Genomic DNA, 12,773 nt, shown 5'->3' with positions numbered 1-12,773 from the left:
ATTAAGGAGAATCTAAAATGAAAAAAATACTAATTCTAAGTACAACTTTAGTGCTAATGGCTAGTGCAAATATTACACAACAAAATGCTAACTTGTATCAACAAAATATGCCTCAGTATAATCCTTATGCGCAAAATTATTACGGACTTTCTAAACCTATTATGGATAAAATTCAAAGTTCCTTTCCTAGAGCTTTTATTGTAGATGTAGATTGGGAAGAGTTTGGATATGAAATTAAACTAAGTAATAATATGGAAATGTTTTTTGATAGAAATGGAAATTTTTTAGGTCAAAAATGGGATGATTAATTAAAAGAGTTATTTGCTTTTAAATAAATAAACGCTACAATTTTCCAAATTCTAAAAAGGCAGATTTTAAAATGATTAATATTGGAATTCATGGAAGTAACGGGCGTATGGGTACTCAAATAAGACTTTGCTTAGAAGATGATGAGCAGGCAAAGGCTAGTGCGTTTTTTGATCAAGGATCAAATTATGAAGATTTTTTTAATAAATGTGATGTGATTATTGATTTTTCTACTCCAAAGGGTTGTGAGGATTTGCTTTTATACGCAAGAAGTAATCCTAAGCCTTTGGTGATAGGCACTACAGGTTTAGATGCTAAGCAAAATGAATTGATGCAAAGTGCAAGTATTACTATGCCTATTCTTTATGCAACTAATATGTCTTTGGGTGTGGCGATTTTAAAAAAACTTTCTTATTTAGCTAGTGAGGCTTTGAGAGATTTTGATATAGAAATACTTGAAATGCACCATAATAAGAAAAAAGATGCTCCAAGTGGTACTGCGATGACTTTAGCACAAAGTGTTGCAAAGGCTAGAAATTTAGACTTAGAAAAAGTTAGAGTAAGCGGTAGAGATGGGATTATTGGGCAAAGAAGCAAAGATGAAATTGCAGTGATGAGTTTAAGAGGTGGCGATATAGTGGGTTCACATAGGGTTGGTTTTTACAATGAAGGTGAATTTATAGAGTTAAATCATACCGCAACATCACGAGCTACTTTTGCAAAAGGTGCAATAAAATGTGCAAAATGGCTAGTTTCTCAAGAAAATGGCTTATATGATATAGATGATTGTTTAGGAATTTAAATGTGTGCAGTAGTTGGAGTAATTAATTCAAAAAATGCAAGTACGGTGGCTTATTATGCTTTATTTGCAATGCAGCACCGCGGACAAGAAGCAAGCGGGATTAGTGTAAGTGATGGTTTAAATATCAAAACTCATAAAGCTAAAGGTGAGGTTGGACAAATTTTTAATACTCAAATTTTAGCAGGATTAAAAGGCGAGATAGCTATAGGACATAATCGTTATTCTACGGCAGGAAATTCTTCTTTGCATGATGCACAGCCTGTTGCGGCTACTTGTTCTTTGGGGGATATTTCTTTAGTACATAATGGAAATTTAATTAATAAAGAAGAAGTTAGAAAAGAGCTAATTGATAGTGGCGCTATTTTTCACTCAAATATGGACACAGAAAATGTGGTACATTTAATAGCAAAAAGCAAAAAAGAAACTTTAAAAGATAGATTTATAGAAAGCTTGACTCAAAGCAAGGGAGCATATTGCTTTATGCTTGCTAGTAAAAATCAACTTTTTGTAGTAAGAGATCCTTACGGGGTTAGACCTTTGTCTTTAGGCAGATTAAAAGATGGCGGGTATATTGTAGTGAGTGAAACTTGTGCTTTTGATTTGATAGAGGCTGAATTTATTCGTGATGTAAAGCCAGGTGAGATGCTAGTTTTTACTCAAGGTAGTGATGAGTTTGAAAGTATTCAAGTTTTTGATAAGACAGATCCAAGAATTTGCGCATTTGAATATATTTATTTTGCTAGACCCGATAGTATTATAGAAGGTAAAAGCGTATATGAAGTGCGTAAAAAAATGGGTGAAGCCCTAGCTAAAAAATTTAAAGAAAAAGTGGATTTTGTAGTGCCAGTTCCAGATAGTGGCGTGAGTGCTGCTATAGGTTTTGCGCAATATTTAAAAATCCCACTTGAAATGGCAATAGTGAGAAATCATTACGTAGGCAGAACCTTTATAGAGCCAACTCAAGAAATGAGAAATTTGAAAGTAAAACTAAAACTCAATCCTATGAAAAAAGTTTTAGAAGGCAAAGATATAGTAGTGATTGATGATAGTGTGGTAAGAGGAACAACTTCTAAAAAAATCATCGCACTTTTAAAACAGGCAGGTGCAAGAAAAATCCATTTGGCTATAGCATGCCCAGAAATCAAATTTCCTGATATTTACGGTATAGATACTCCTACTTTTGAAGAACTAATCTCGGCTAATAAGAGCGTTGAAGAGGTTAGAGAATATACAGGCGCAGATAGCTTGACTTTTTTAGATATTGATGAATTAGTTTCAAGTATAGGCGATGAAAGAAAATATTCTTTGATTAGTTTCGATGGGGATTATTTTATTAAATAACCCTCATCTGCATTTTAATTGTTTGAATATCTTGTAACTTTGAAAATGAGGTGGCAACCCCACTTCAAATGAAAAATCTTTATAGGTATGCCCTGGTAAGTTTTTTGCAATATTTATATTATATGACGCATCTCTTTGTTGTTGGTTTGCTCTTTTGATACTATCAAAATTTTGTTGATTAAAAATTTCGCCACTAACTTCATGTTTTTTATTATCATCAATTATTCTAAGCTCTAAAAAACACTCTGAAAGCTTAAAATTAGTGTCGTTGGTAATTCTACCTTTGACTATAATGCTTTCTGTTGCTAAGCGTCTGTATGTTGAAAAATTACTCAAACTTGCCTTTTTAGTGTATTGATCTATGGTTAGCAGTAGTGAGATGGTTAAAATTAAAGCAAGTATAAAACTTACTACGCAAAAAATAATCATATATTTTTTATTTTGAACTTTTAAGTAAAGTAAAACCCAAGTCAAGCCTGTGGAAGCTAACATAATGAAAATGATTAGAATATGAAAAAAATTAAAATATCCCATTTAAAAACACTTAGAATAAATTTTAATGTCAAAATTTTGACCTTCCTTAAAATCGGAAAATTTGGTTTTAAAATTAATGGTTTGGTTAGGGTTTATTGTTTCTTCTATAATGGTAGATTTGCTTTTTAAAGGTTTTATATTGTGCAATAAATCTCTAAAACTATTATTTTCATCACTTTTTTTAAAGACTTCCACATTTAATTTGCAATATTTAAAACTTTTTTTAGAAGTGTTTGTTAAGCTGTAATCAACACTTAATGAGGTGTCATATACAAAGTATTGTACATGATCTAAATTAGTTGTTCTAGATCTTACTTTGGTGTCAATTAAAAAATATCCCAAATATGCAATACTAATTGAACATAAAATTCCTAAAAAAATAACCATAAAAGCAAAAGCAGGTTTATTTCTAATAATTAAAGCAATAAATAAAGTGATAATAAAAAAAAATACAACCAAAGCTATTAGTAAAAAATCAATCAAGTGCAAATGGGTTGTATAAAAAACCATTTGCTCTCGAAAATACTGAACATTCATCAATTAATCTTTTAATTAGCTACCGAGCTCGTTCTTTTGTTATCTTTACTATCAACCCAAATATTTGGCACAGCTCCACCAGGTGTTAAGAAAATTTTAGCATCTTTGTTAACCTTAAGAGCCTCATTAAATTGCTTTTGAGTTTCGATTTGCTTTAAATCAAGTAAAGGATTGTTTAAACTTTTTGCTATTTCTCTGTTTGAATATGCTTGAGCATCAGCTTCAATTTTAACTGCACTCGCTCTACCTTTAGCACTAATAATGGTTGCATTTGCTTCCCCCTCAGCTAAAGCTGCTTTTTTAAGTGCTTCTTGGTTAGCTCTTTCAACCTCATATTTAGTTCTTTCAGCTTCTTGTTTGGCAATTTGCACTCTTTCGATTTGCTCTTTTACTTTTATAGGTAAGATAATTTCTCTAAGCTGTACTGCTTGGAGTTCAGCAGGCTCATTTGGTTGGCTTTCTATAGTTTTTCTAATGCCTTGATCAATTTGCACTGCTATGGTGTTACGATTTGTTGGAAGTTCTTCCGCAGTATATTGACCTACTACATTTCTTACTACATCTCTTACAACTGGATCAATGATTTTATTTTCCCAATTAAGCCCCCAAGTAGCTATGGTTTGAGGAACTTGCAAAGGATTTAATCTATATTGAACGGTTACATCAATAGATACAGGCAAACCTCTTGAATCAAGTACTGAAATACTATTTTTATTTACAACTCCTGAGCCTATTTGTAAATTTTCATTTACGCCTTCAATGGAAGCATAATTAATTTGTCTTACTCTAGTATCTACTATAGTGATTTTTTGCAATACTGGCATAAAAAAATGAAGTCCTGGCTCAAGCGGAGTAGGACTGTATTTACCCGTGGTAGACTTGATCCCCATTTCCCCTGAATTAACTATTGCAAAAGGTTTAAAAAGTGCAAAAACTAAAATAATCGCAATCGCACTATAAATTAATGGAGAAAATTTTCCAAAACCCTTGAAATTAAAATCAGGAGCTTTGAAATTTAAATTTTGCTTATTGTTGTTTTGATTGTTTTTTTTATTAAAATAATCATTCAAATCAGCTGGCATTTAGTTCCTTTATTAAATATAAGTTAGCATAGAAGCGTATTTTTCATTGCGTCCATAAACTATATCAAAATACGCATTTTGAAGCTTTGTTGTTAGCTCACCTCTTTTTCCATTTCCTATAATTCTTGCATCAATATTATTTATCGGAGTTATTTCTGCTGCAGTTCCTGTGAAAAATGCTTCATCGGCCACATAAACTTCATCTCTTGAAATTCTTTGGCGCATTACGCTTATGCCCAAATCATGTGCAATTTTTAAAACAGTATCTTGAGTGATACTTTTTAATGAAAAATCATTTGGCGGGGTGATTAATTTTCCATCTTTAACCATAAAAAAGCACTCGCCTGTTCCTTCTGCTACAAAACCCTCTTCATCAAGCATTAAAGCTTCTTCATATCCTGCTTCTATAGCTTCATATTTAGCCATTTGAGAATTCAAGTAATTTGCGCTTGCTTTGGCTTTACCTAAGCTAGATTTTACACTATTTCTAGCAAAAGAAGAAATTTTAACCTTAATACCTTTTTCCAAGCCTTCTTCGCCCAAATAAGCACCCCATTCCCAAGCAGCAATAGCCACTCTAACAGGAGCTTTAGCATGATAAACTCCCATTGTTCCATCACCTAAAAAGATCAATGGGCGCAAATAAGTGTTATTTTGAAAATCATTTGCTCTTAAAAGTTCAACTTGCGCATTTTCAAGTTCTTCTTGAGAAAAAGGTGAGTTGATTAAAGTGATTTTTGCAGACTCTAAAAGTCTTTTAGTATGTTCTTTTAATCTAAAAATTGCTAAACCATTTTGTGTTTTATAAGCTCTTGTTCCTTCAAAAACTGCATTTGCATAATGTAATGAATGTGTTAAAACATGAATTTTTGCATCATCAAAATTAATGATTTTTCCATCCATCCAAATTTTTTTTGCCCTAATCATAACCAAGCCTTTATTGAAAATAAAACTAATTTTATCAAAAATATACTAATAATTGCTAGAATATAGTAAAATTCTTTATTTAAAGCAAGGAAAAACAATGCCTATTATTAATATCAAACTTGCTAAACCAGAATTTAGCAAAGCGCAAAAAGAAGAGTTGATAGCAGATATTACAGAGCTTTTGCATACAAAATATAATAAGCCAAAGCAAAATATAGTCATAATGCTAGAAGATATTGAGCCATATAATATTGCTTTTGGTGGTGAAAGTGTAGAAAAATTAAGATTGAAAGGTAAAAAATGAAAGAATTACAAATTGGTGATAAAGCCCCGGTTTTTGAACTTTTAAATCAAGATGGAGTTAAAATTTCTCTAAGTGATTTTTTGGGTAAAAAAATTATTTTGTATTTTTATCCAAAAGATAATACCCCAGGTTGTACTACACAAGCTTGTGAATTTAGTCAAAATTATGAAGATTTTTTAGGACAAAATGCTGTGATTATAGGTATTAGTCCAGATAGTGTGAAATCACATGAAAATTTCATAAAAAAATATGATTTAAAACACACTTTGTTAAGTGATAGTGAAAAAGAAATTTGCAAACTCTATGGTGCTTGGGGTTTAAAGAAAAATTATGGAAAAGAGTATGAAGGGCTTATAAGATCTACTTTTGTAATTGATGAGGAAGGAAATATCGCAAAAATTTATAAAAATGTAAAAGCTAAAGATCATGCTTTTAAGGTGTTAAAAGAATTATGCTAGTGCATATTTGTTGTAGCGTGGATAGTCACTATTTCATACAAGAATTAAGCAAAGCCTATCCTGATGAGAAAATCATCGGGTATTTTTATGATCCAAACATCCATCCATATAGTGAGCATGAACTTAGATTTTTAGATGTTAAGCGTAGTTGTGATAAATTAGGCATTAAACTTTATAAGGGTGAATATGAGTATGAAAAATGGCTTGAGAGTGTAAAGGGCTATGAGGATGAGTCTGAAAAAGGCGCAAGATGTCAAATTTGTTTTGATTTTAGAATGCATAAAAGTGTTGAATTTGCCCAAAAAATAGGAGAAAAAAAACTTACAACAACTCTTTTAACATCTCCTAAAAAAGATTTAGAGCAATTAAAATTAGCTTTACAAAAAGAATGTGATAAATTTGGCATAGAGTTTTTGGCACCTGATTTTAGAAAAAATGGAGGCACACAAAGACAATTTGCCCTAGCAAAGCAAGATATGCTTTATCATCAAAATTATTGTGGTTGTATTTATGCGCTTTCTAAACAAAAAGGTCAAAAAGCCTTTATAGATGAGTTGATGAGTCCTATTAATAAACAAATATTGCCTTCAAGTATAGAAGAAAAAATAAAATTTTATAACCAAGTAAAAAGTTTAGAAAAAAAAGGCATTAAATTTGAAATTCAAAGAGAGAAATTTTTAAATTATCGTTTGTTAAGAGCTTTGATAAAACAAAACAAACAAGCCATAAAAACTCATGTTTTATTTTACTCACATTTTAAAAATTCTTATACCAAATTTAGTATTTTAGATGAGAGTTTAAAGTATTATAAAAGTGCAAAGGATGAGATTAATTTATGGAGTTTTGATTATTTTAATAGCTTATGTAAAATGCGATTTAAAAATTACGAAGATTTTTTACAAAATCCTTTAAAAATAGAGCAAGAAATCAAAATAAGGCAAAAGCATTTTGGTGCTTATGATCTTTCACCGGTGATTATTGTTGAAAATATTATTAAAGGCGCTTATGAATTTATGGCAAAAAGTGAAATTTATTTTGATAGTAAAGAAAAGATTGTGAAGTTATAAAACTTAATTAATTTATTAATATTTTTTTTGTAAAATCTGAATTTTGAATATATTTTAAGGCTAAATTTATGATAGATGTAATGCAAATTCAAAAAATTTTACCACATAGGTATCCATTTTTACTTGTAGATAAAATCGTAGAATTAAAAAACAAAGAAGTTGTTAGAGGTTATAAAAATATTAGTATAAGCGATCATGTTTTTATGGGGCATTTTCCAGATCATCCAATTTATCCAGGTGTGTTAATTTTAGAAGGTATGGCGCAAACTGGAGGGGTTTTAGCGTTTGAAAGTATGGATGATAAAGTAGATCCAAGCACTAAAGTAGTATATTTTACAGGTATTGATAATGCTAAATTTAGGAATCCAGTGCGTCCAGGCGATAGACTTGATTATGAAATGAGTGTGGTGAAAAATCGCGGAAATATGTGGATCTTTCAAGGAAAAGCTTTTGTAGATGGACAATTAGTAGCAGAAGCTGAACTTAAAGCTATGATAGTAGATAAATGATGAGCAAAATTCATCCAAGTGCAGTTATAGAAGATGGAGCTATTATAGCAGATGATGTTGTAGTAGAAGCTTATGCTTATGTTGGTAAAAATGCCAATATAGGTGCAAATACTATCATCAAACAAGGTGCAAGAATTTTACCCAATGTAACTATAGGTGAGAATTCTAAAGTGTTTTCTTATGCCATAGTTGGAGATATCCCACAAGATATATCTTATAAAGATGAGATAAACTCAGGCGTTATCATAGGAAAAAATGCGGTTATTAGAGAATTTGTTACTATTAATTCAGGTACAGCTAAGGGCGATGGATTTACAAGAATAGGTGATAATGCTTTTATCATGGCTTATTCTCATATTGCACATGATTGTATTTTAGGAAATCATATCATCTTAGCAAACAATGCTACTTTAGCAGGTCATGTAGAACTTGGAGATTATACCGTAGTAGGTGGGCTTACTCCAATACATCAATTTGTAAAAGTAGGCGAGGGGTGTATGATAGCAGGTGCTAGTGCGCTTTCTCAAGATGTGGTGCCATTTTGTTTAGCTGAGGGAAATCGTGCAAGTATTAGAAGTTTAAATTTAGTAGGGATTAGAAGACGTTTTGACAAAGAAGAAGTAGATGTTTTAAGCAAGGCTTTTAAATTTTTATTCAGACAAGGAAATCTAAAAGATAATGCTTTAAATTTATTAGAAAGTACTTCTAGTGAAAATGTTAAAAAAATGTGTAATTTTATCTTAGAAACAAAAAGAGGAATTCCTATATATAAGGAAAAGAACCATGGTTAAAAGATGTAGTTTTTGCAATGAAATAGAAACAAGTGAAAGAAGAATTTTAGTAAATGATTATAATAATGCCTTTATATGTGAGTATTGTGCTGAAAGCGCTTGCAATATTTTCTTTGGAGAGGAAAAAGAGCTAAAAAATAAAGAAGTTGATAAAGAAAATTTTAAAGACATAACTCCTAAAGAATTAAAAGCATATTTAGATAAATATGTCATCGGACAAGATAGAGCTAAAAAAATCTTTAGTGTAGGGGTGTATAATCACTACAAAAGGCTTTTTAGATCTGACTTAGAAGATGATGATACAGAATTAGCAAAATCAAATATTTTATTAGTAGGTCCAACAGGAAGTGGAAAAACTTTACTAGCGCAGACTTTAGCTAGATTTTTAGATGTGCCTATTGCAATTTGCGATGCGACTTCTTTAACTGAAGCAGGTTATGTAGGAGAAGATGTTGAAAATATTCTTACTCGTCTTTTGCAAGCTGCTGATGGAGATGTACAAAGAGCACAAAAAGGGATTATATTTATCGATGAGATAGATAAAATTGCAAGAATGGGCGAAAATCGCTCTATTACAAGAGATGTGAGTGGTGAGGGCGTGCAGCAAGCTTTACTTAAAATCATTGAAGGATCTTTGGTAAATATCCCACCAAAAGGCGGTAGAAAACATCCAAATCAAGACTTTATACAAATAGATACAACTAATATTTTATTTGTGTGTGGTGGGGCTTTTGATGGTATTGGTGATATTATTAAAAGAAAACTAGGCGATAATGTCATGGGATTTTTTACTGATGATAAAAAAGATGAAAAAGAAGCCTTGCTTCAAAGGCTAGAGCCTGATGATTTGGTGCATTTTGGGCTTATTCCTGAGCTTATAGGAAGATTACATGTGCTTGCTTCTTTAGAAGAGCTTGATGAAGAAAGCATGGTGCGTATTTTGACAGAGCCAAAAAATGCCATTATTAAACAATATCAAAAACTTTTTGCTATTGATAATGTGGAATTAAAATTTGAAGATGAAGCACTAAGAGAGATTGCTAAGCTTTCATTAGAGCGTAAAACAGGGGCTAGAGGTTTAAGAAGTATTATTGAAGAGATGATGGTAGATTTGATGTTTGATTTGCCAGAGTATAATGGATATAGCATAGTAATTACTAAAGAAGTGATCAAAGAAGGTGCAAAACCTTTATTTATAAAAAATAAAAAAGTTAAAGGCTGAGAATGATTTTAGATCAAATAATTGGATTTTTTTCAAGTGATATGGGGATTGACTTAGGTACTGCAAATACTTTAGTTTTGGTAAAAGATAAAGGTATAGTGATTGATGAACCTTCAGTTGTTGCAGTAGAGCGTGAAAGATATGGTAGGGTTAAAATTTTAGCTGTTGGAAAAGAAGCTAAGGAAATGGTAGGAAAAACCCCAGGTAATATCGAAGCAATCCGTCCTATGAAAGATGGTGTGATTGCTGATTTTGATATGACTGAAAAAATGATCCGTTATTTTATAGAAAAAACTCATAGAAGAAAATCTTTTTTAAGACCTAGAATTATCATTTCAGTTCCTTATGGATTAACCCAAGTAGAAAGAAAAGCAGTTAGAGAAAGTGCTTTGAGTGCGGGTGCTAGAGAAGTATTTTTGATAGAAGAACCTATGGCAGCAGCTATTGGTGCAAATTTACCAATTAGAGAGCCTCAAGGGAGCTTGGTGGTAGATATTGGCGGTGGCACAACTGAAATTGGCGTTACTTCTTTAGGTGGACTTGTAATATCAAAATCAATTCGCACAGCTGGCGATAAGCTTGATACTAGCATAGTAAATTATGTAAAAGAAAAATACAACCTTGTCATAGGTGAAAGAACGGGCGAGGAGATTAAAATCGCAATAGGCTCAGCAGTTCAGCTCCCAAAAGAGCTTTCTATGGTGGTTAAAGGGCGTGATCAAGTAACAGGATTGTTAAATAGAATTGAACTAACAAGTGAAGATGTAAGAGAGGCTATGCGTGAGCATTTAAAAGAAATCGCTGATGCTTTAAAAATCGTTCTTGAAATGATGCCACCTGATCTTGCGGCAGATATTGTTGAAAATGGTGTTGTTTTAACAGGAGGTGGAGCTTTAATACGTGGGCTTGATAAATATTTATCTGAAATTGTAAAACTTCCAGTATATGTAGCTGATGAGCCACTTTTAGCAGTTGCAAAAGGTACGGGTAAAGCTTTAGAAGAAATTTCATTATTACACCAGCTAACGAATGAAGAGTAAAATTCTTAGCGTTTTAATATTATCTTTTTTAGTATTTATTTCGTTTTATTATGGAGATGTAATAAAACGAAATGTTTTAGATTTAAATATTGCTATTGTTAATCAATTTTCTCAAAGTATTGATCTTTTAAAAAATAAATTCAACGAACATTTTAATCAAGCTGAAGAAATTAGAACTTTAAGAGAAAGAAATGCCGAGCTTGAGAAAAACAATATCTACATGAAAAACTTTGCTAATGAGCTAAATAACATTTTAAGCGATAAAAACTCAAGTTTTTATTATCCTAGTGTGAGCATAGTTAAGGCAACTTCTTATGCTCAAATTAGTGATTATCATAAGGTTTGGCTTGATGTTGACTATAAAGGAAAAATCAAAGGTTTAATTTATAATGGCTATACAGCAGGTATAGTTATAGAAAAAAATGGCAGAGCTTTGGGTCTTTTGCAAGGTGATGAGGAATGTATTTTTTCTGTTTACATAGGTAAAGAGCAAGCACCAGGTATAGCTTATGGAAGAAATGATTATGTTTTAGTTAAATATATCCCTAAATGGCTTGAGCTTAAAATGGGTGATAAGGTTTATACAAGTGGCTTAGATGAGATTTTCTTTTCAGGAATTCCAGTGGGAGAAATTTTTAAAATAGAAGAAGAGGGTGCTTATCAAAATGCTTATGTTAAACCTTATGTTAAAATGAAAACACCAAGTTATTTTTATATGGTAGAAAATTAATAGTAAAAAATTATTTATTTTAATTGATATAAATTATTATTTATAATTAAATATTACAATAGCTTCTAAGTTTGAAACTAGGAGCTTTAATGAAAAAATATATTAGCAGTTGTTTGGCTATTTGCTGTTTAAGTGGTGCTATTTATGCAAATGAAGTAGAATATGATGCACAAAAAATAGCAGATATTTTTTATCAACTTAATGCAGATCCTAAAAATCCAAAATCAAAAGTTAATCATGCAAAGGGCTTTTGTGCTATGGGAACTTTTGAGCCAGATTTGTCTATCAATAAAGAAGTTGATGTACCTTTATTAACACACAAAAGCTTACCAATCCAAGTAAGATATTCTTTAGGCGGGGCTTTTAAAGATGATAAAAGCAAAACAAGAGGCATGGCTATTAGAATTACTGATCCTAAAGATTCTGCTTCTTGGACTATGGTTATGCTAAATACAGAAATAAATTTCGCAAAAAATCCTAAAGAATTCGGTCAGTTTTTTGAAATGAGACTTCCTGTAAATGGTAAAGTCGATCAAGAAAAAATAAGCAAAATGATACAAGAAGTTGATTCTTATAGAAATTTTGCTGCATATACTGATAAAATTGGTATTAGTAAAAGTGTAGCAAATACTCCATTTTTTAGTATTCATACTTTTTATTTTAAACAAGCAGATAGAGAAAACTATTTACCAGCAAGATGGAAATTAGTTCCAAGTGAAGGTGTGGCATATTTAAATGAAGCACAAATGAAAAGTGCAAGTAGTGATTTTTTAAAAGAAGATTTTCAAAATCGCATAAAGGCTAATAAACCGGTGGAATATAAAATGTATTTAGTATATGCAAATAAAAATGATATTACCAATGAAACAACGGCTTTATGGAGTGGTAAGCACAAAGAAAGTCTAGTTGGGACTTTTAAGGTTAATGCCTTGAGCGATGAAGATTGTAATTTTGATGTATATTTTCCTTCGGATGTACCTCAAGGGGTTAATCCACCACAAGATCCTTTATTTGATATAAGAAATGAAGCTTATGCTATAACTTTTGGTAAGCGTCAATAAATTTTTTAGCTCTTTAAGAGCTAAATTCTTTGTTAAATTCAACTTCTAAAAAACTTATATTT

Annotated in this window: 16 protein-coding genes; 12 read left to right on the top strand and 4 right to left on the bottom strand. The window is 31.2% G+C overall.

Annotated elements, in window-relative coordinates; all coding sequences use genetic code 11:
* Nucleotides 1-17: 17 nt before the first annotated feature.
* The 3 genes from CAMP5060_RS03815 to purF all read left to right on the top strand — a co-directional run bounded on the left by CAMP5060_RS03815 (nt 18) and on the right by purF (nt 2,449).
* The gene (locus CAMP5060_RS03815; protein WP_337217935.1) at nt 18-308 is read left to right on the top strand and encodes a PepSY-like domain-containing protein; all 291 of its coding nucleotides are present in this window, start codon (nt 18-20) and stop codon (nt 306-308) included.
* 71 nt (nt 309-379) lie between these two features.
* Nucleotides 380-1,108, top strand: coding sequence for a 4-hydroxy-tetrahydrodipicolinate reductase (dapB, locus tag CAMP5060_RS03810; protein WP_047208648.1), 729 nt, complete (start codon nt 380-382; stop codon nt 1,106-1,108).
* Nucleotides 1,109-2,449, top strand: a complete 1,341-nt coding sequence (purF, locus tag CAMP5060_RS03805; protein ID WP_087699734.1) for an amidophosphoribosyltransferase — start codon at nt 1,109-1,111, stop codon at nt 2,447-2,449. It begins immediately after the preceding gene.
* A gap of 3 nt (nt 2,450-2,452) precedes the next feature.
* Here purF and CAMP5060_RS03800 read toward each other — a convergent pair whose 3' ends face one another.
* Genes CAMP5060_RS03800 through ilvE form a run of 4 tightly spaced genes read right to left on the bottom strand, consistent with a single transcriptional unit; the run spans nt 2,453 to nt 5,529 of the window.
* Nucleotides 2,453-2,941, bottom strand: a complete 489-nt coding sequence (locus CAMP5060_RS03800) for a DUF2393 family protein (RefSeq protein WP_337217952.1) — start codon at nt 2,939-2,941, stop codon at nt 2,453-2,455.
* A gap of 42 nt (nt 2,942-2,983) precedes the next feature.
* On the bottom strand, nt 2,984-3,520 hold the full coding sequence (locus CAMP5060_RS03795) for a DUF2393 family protein (protein WP_337217934.1): 537 nt from the start codon (nt 3,518-3,520) through the stop codon (nt 2,984-2,986).
* 11 nt (nt 3,521-3,531) lie between these two features.
* Nucleotides 3,532-4,602: a prohibitin family protein gene (locus CAMP5060_RS03790; protein ID WP_087699728.1), complete on the bottom strand. Its 1,071-nt coding sequence runs from the start codon at nt 4,600-4,602 to the stop codon at nt 3,532-3,534.
* A 12-nt stretch (nt 4,603-4,614) separates the two neighbouring features.
* A complete protein-coding gene (gene ilvE / locus CAMP5060_RS03785; protein ID WP_087699726.1) occupies nt 4,615-5,529 on the bottom strand; it encodes a branched-chain-amino-acid transaminase in 915 nt (304 codons plus the stop codon).
* 97 nt (nt 5,530-5,626) lie between these two features.
* Between ilvE and CAMP5060_RS03780 the strand changes: the two genes are divergently transcribed.
* The 9 genes from CAMP5060_RS03780 (at nt 5,627) to CAMP5060_RS03740 (ending at nt 12,711) form a co-directional block, all read left to right on the top strand.
* Nucleotides 5,627-5,833, top strand: coding sequence for a tautomerase family protein (locus CAMP5060_RS03780; protein WP_039619281.1), 207 nt, complete (start codon nt 5,627-5,629; stop codon nt 5,831-5,833).
* On the top strand, nt 5,830-6,291 hold the full coding sequence (bcp, locus tag CAMP5060_RS03775) for a thioredoxin-dependent thiol peroxidase (RefSeq protein WP_039668862.1): 462 nt from the start codon (nt 5,830-5,832) through the stop codon (nt 6,289-6,291). Before CAMP5060_RS03780 ends, bcp begins: the two co-directional genes overlap by 4 nt.
* A complete protein-coding gene (locus CAMP5060_RS03770; RefSeq protein ID WP_337217933.1) occupies nt 6,285-7,358 on the top strand; it encodes an epoxyqueuosine reductase QueH in 1,074 nt (357 codons plus the stop codon). Before bcp ends, CAMP5060_RS03770 begins: the two co-directional genes overlap by 7 nt.
* A 68-nt stretch (nt 7,359-7,426) precedes the next feature.
* A complete protein-coding gene (fabZ, locus tag CAMP5060_RS03765) occupies nt 7,427-7,867 on the top strand; it encodes a 3-hydroxyacyl-ACP dehydratase FabZ (RefSeq protein ID WP_039619275.1) in 441 nt (146 codons plus the stop codon).
* Complete coding sequence (gene lpxA, locus CAMP5060_RS03760; RefSeq protein WP_337217951.1) at nt 7,867-8,658, top strand: acyl-ACP--UDP-N-acetylglucosamine O-acyltransferase; 792 nt, start codon at nt 7,867-7,869, stop codon at nt 8,656-8,658. Before fabZ ends, lpxA begins: the two co-directional genes overlap by 1 nt.
* Nucleotides 8,651-9,880 carry an ATP-dependent Clp protease ATP-binding subunit ClpX gene (gene clpX, locus CAMP5060_RS03755; RefSeq protein ID WP_087699720.1) on the top strand — a complete coding sequence of 410 codons (1,230 nt, stop codon included), beginning with the start codon at nt 8,651-8,653 and terminating at the stop codon, nt 9,878-9,880. Before lpxA ends, clpX begins: the two co-directional genes overlap by 8 nt.
* 2 nt (nt 9,881-9,882) lie before the next feature.
* A complete protein-coding gene (locus tag CAMP5060_RS03750; RefSeq protein WP_012662095.1) occupies nt 9,883-10,920 on the top strand; it encodes a rod shape-determining protein in 1,038 nt (345 codons plus the stop codon).
* The gene (gene mreC, locus CAMP5060_RS03745; RefSeq protein WP_087699719.1) at nt 10,910-11,650 is read left to right on the top strand and encodes a rod shape-determining protein MreC; all 741 of its coding nucleotides are present in this window, start codon (nt 10,910-10,912) and stop codon (nt 11,648-11,650) included. The genes CAMP5060_RS03750 and mreC overlap by 11 nt, the downstream gene beginning before the upstream one ends.
* 89 nt (nt 11,651-11,739) lie before the next feature.
* Nucleotides 11,740-12,711 (top strand): catalase, encoded by a 972-nt coding sequence (locus tag CAMP5060_RS03740; RefSeq protein WP_087699717.1) that lies wholly within the window; start codon nt 11,740-11,742, stop codon nt 12,709-12,711.
* Nucleotides 12,712-12,773: the final 62 nt, after the last annotated feature.

This window comes from Campylobacter sp. 1569 (assembly GCF_024723675.1).
GTDB lineage: Bacteria > Campylobacterota > Campylobacteria > Campylobacterales > Campylobacteraceae > Campylobacter_D > Campylobacter_D jejuni_C.
The sequence above is the reverse complement of the archived record's forward strand: the minus strand, read 5'-3'. Positions and strand labels throughout refer to the sequence as shown.

Coding starts and splice junctions, on each gene's coding strand:
- CAMP5060_RS03815 (WP_337217935.1), top strand. CDS start 18: ATGAAAAAAATACTAATTCTAAGTACAACTTTAGTGCTAATGGCTAGT.
- dapB (WP_047208648.1), top strand. CDS start 380: ATGATTAATATTGGAATTCATGGAAGTAACGGGCGTATGGGTACTCAA.
- purF (WP_087699734.1), top strand. CDS start 1,109: ATGTGTGCAGTAGTTGGAGTAATTAATTCAAAAAATGCAAGTACGGTG.
- CAMP5060_RS03800 (WP_337217952.1), bottom strand. CDS start 2,941: ATGTTAGCTTCCACAGGCTTGACTTGGGTTTTACTTTACTTAAAAGTT.
- CAMP5060_RS03795 (WP_337217934.1), bottom strand. CDS start 3,520: ATGAATGTTCAGTATTTTCGAGAGCAAATGGTTTTTTATACAACCCAT.
- CAMP5060_RS03790 (WP_087699728.1), bottom strand. CDS start 4,602: ATGCCAGCTGATTTGAATGATTATTTTAATAAAAAAAACAATCAAAAC.
- ilvE (WP_087699726.1), bottom strand. CDS start 5,529: ATGATTAGGGCAAAAAAAATTTGGATGGATGGAAAAATCATTAATTTT.
- CAMP5060_RS03780 (WP_039619281.1), top strand. CDS start 5,627: ATGCCTATTATTAATATCAAACTTGCTAAACCAGAATTTAGCAAAGCG.
- bcp (WP_039668862.1), top strand. CDS start 5,830: ATGAAAGAATTACAAATTGGTGATAAAGCCCCGGTTTTTGAACTTTTA.
- CAMP5060_RS03770 (WP_337217933.1), top strand. CDS start 6,285: ATGCTAGTGCATATTTGTTGTAGCGTGGATAGTCACTATTTCATACAA.
- fabZ (WP_039619275.1), top strand. CDS start 7,427: ATGATAGATGTAATGCAAATTCAAAAAATTTTACCACATAGGTATCCA.
- lpxA (WP_337217951.1), top strand. CDS start 7,867: ATGAGCAAAATTCATCCAAGTGCAGTTATAGAAGATGGAGCTATTATA.
- clpX (WP_087699720.1), top strand. CDS start 8,651: ATGGTTAAAAGATGTAGTTTTTGCAATGAAATAGAAACAAGTGAAAGA.
- CAMP5060_RS03750 (WP_012662095.1), top strand. CDS start 9,883: ATGATTTTAGATCAAATAATTGGATTTTTTTCAAGTGATATGGGGATT.
- mreC (WP_087699719.1), top strand. CDS start 10,910: ATGAAGAGTAAAATTCTTAGCGTTTTAATATTATCTTTTTTAGTATTT.
- CAMP5060_RS03740 (WP_087699717.1), top strand. CDS start 11,740: ATGAAAAAATATATTAGCAGTTGTTTGGCTATTTGCTGTTTAAGTGGT.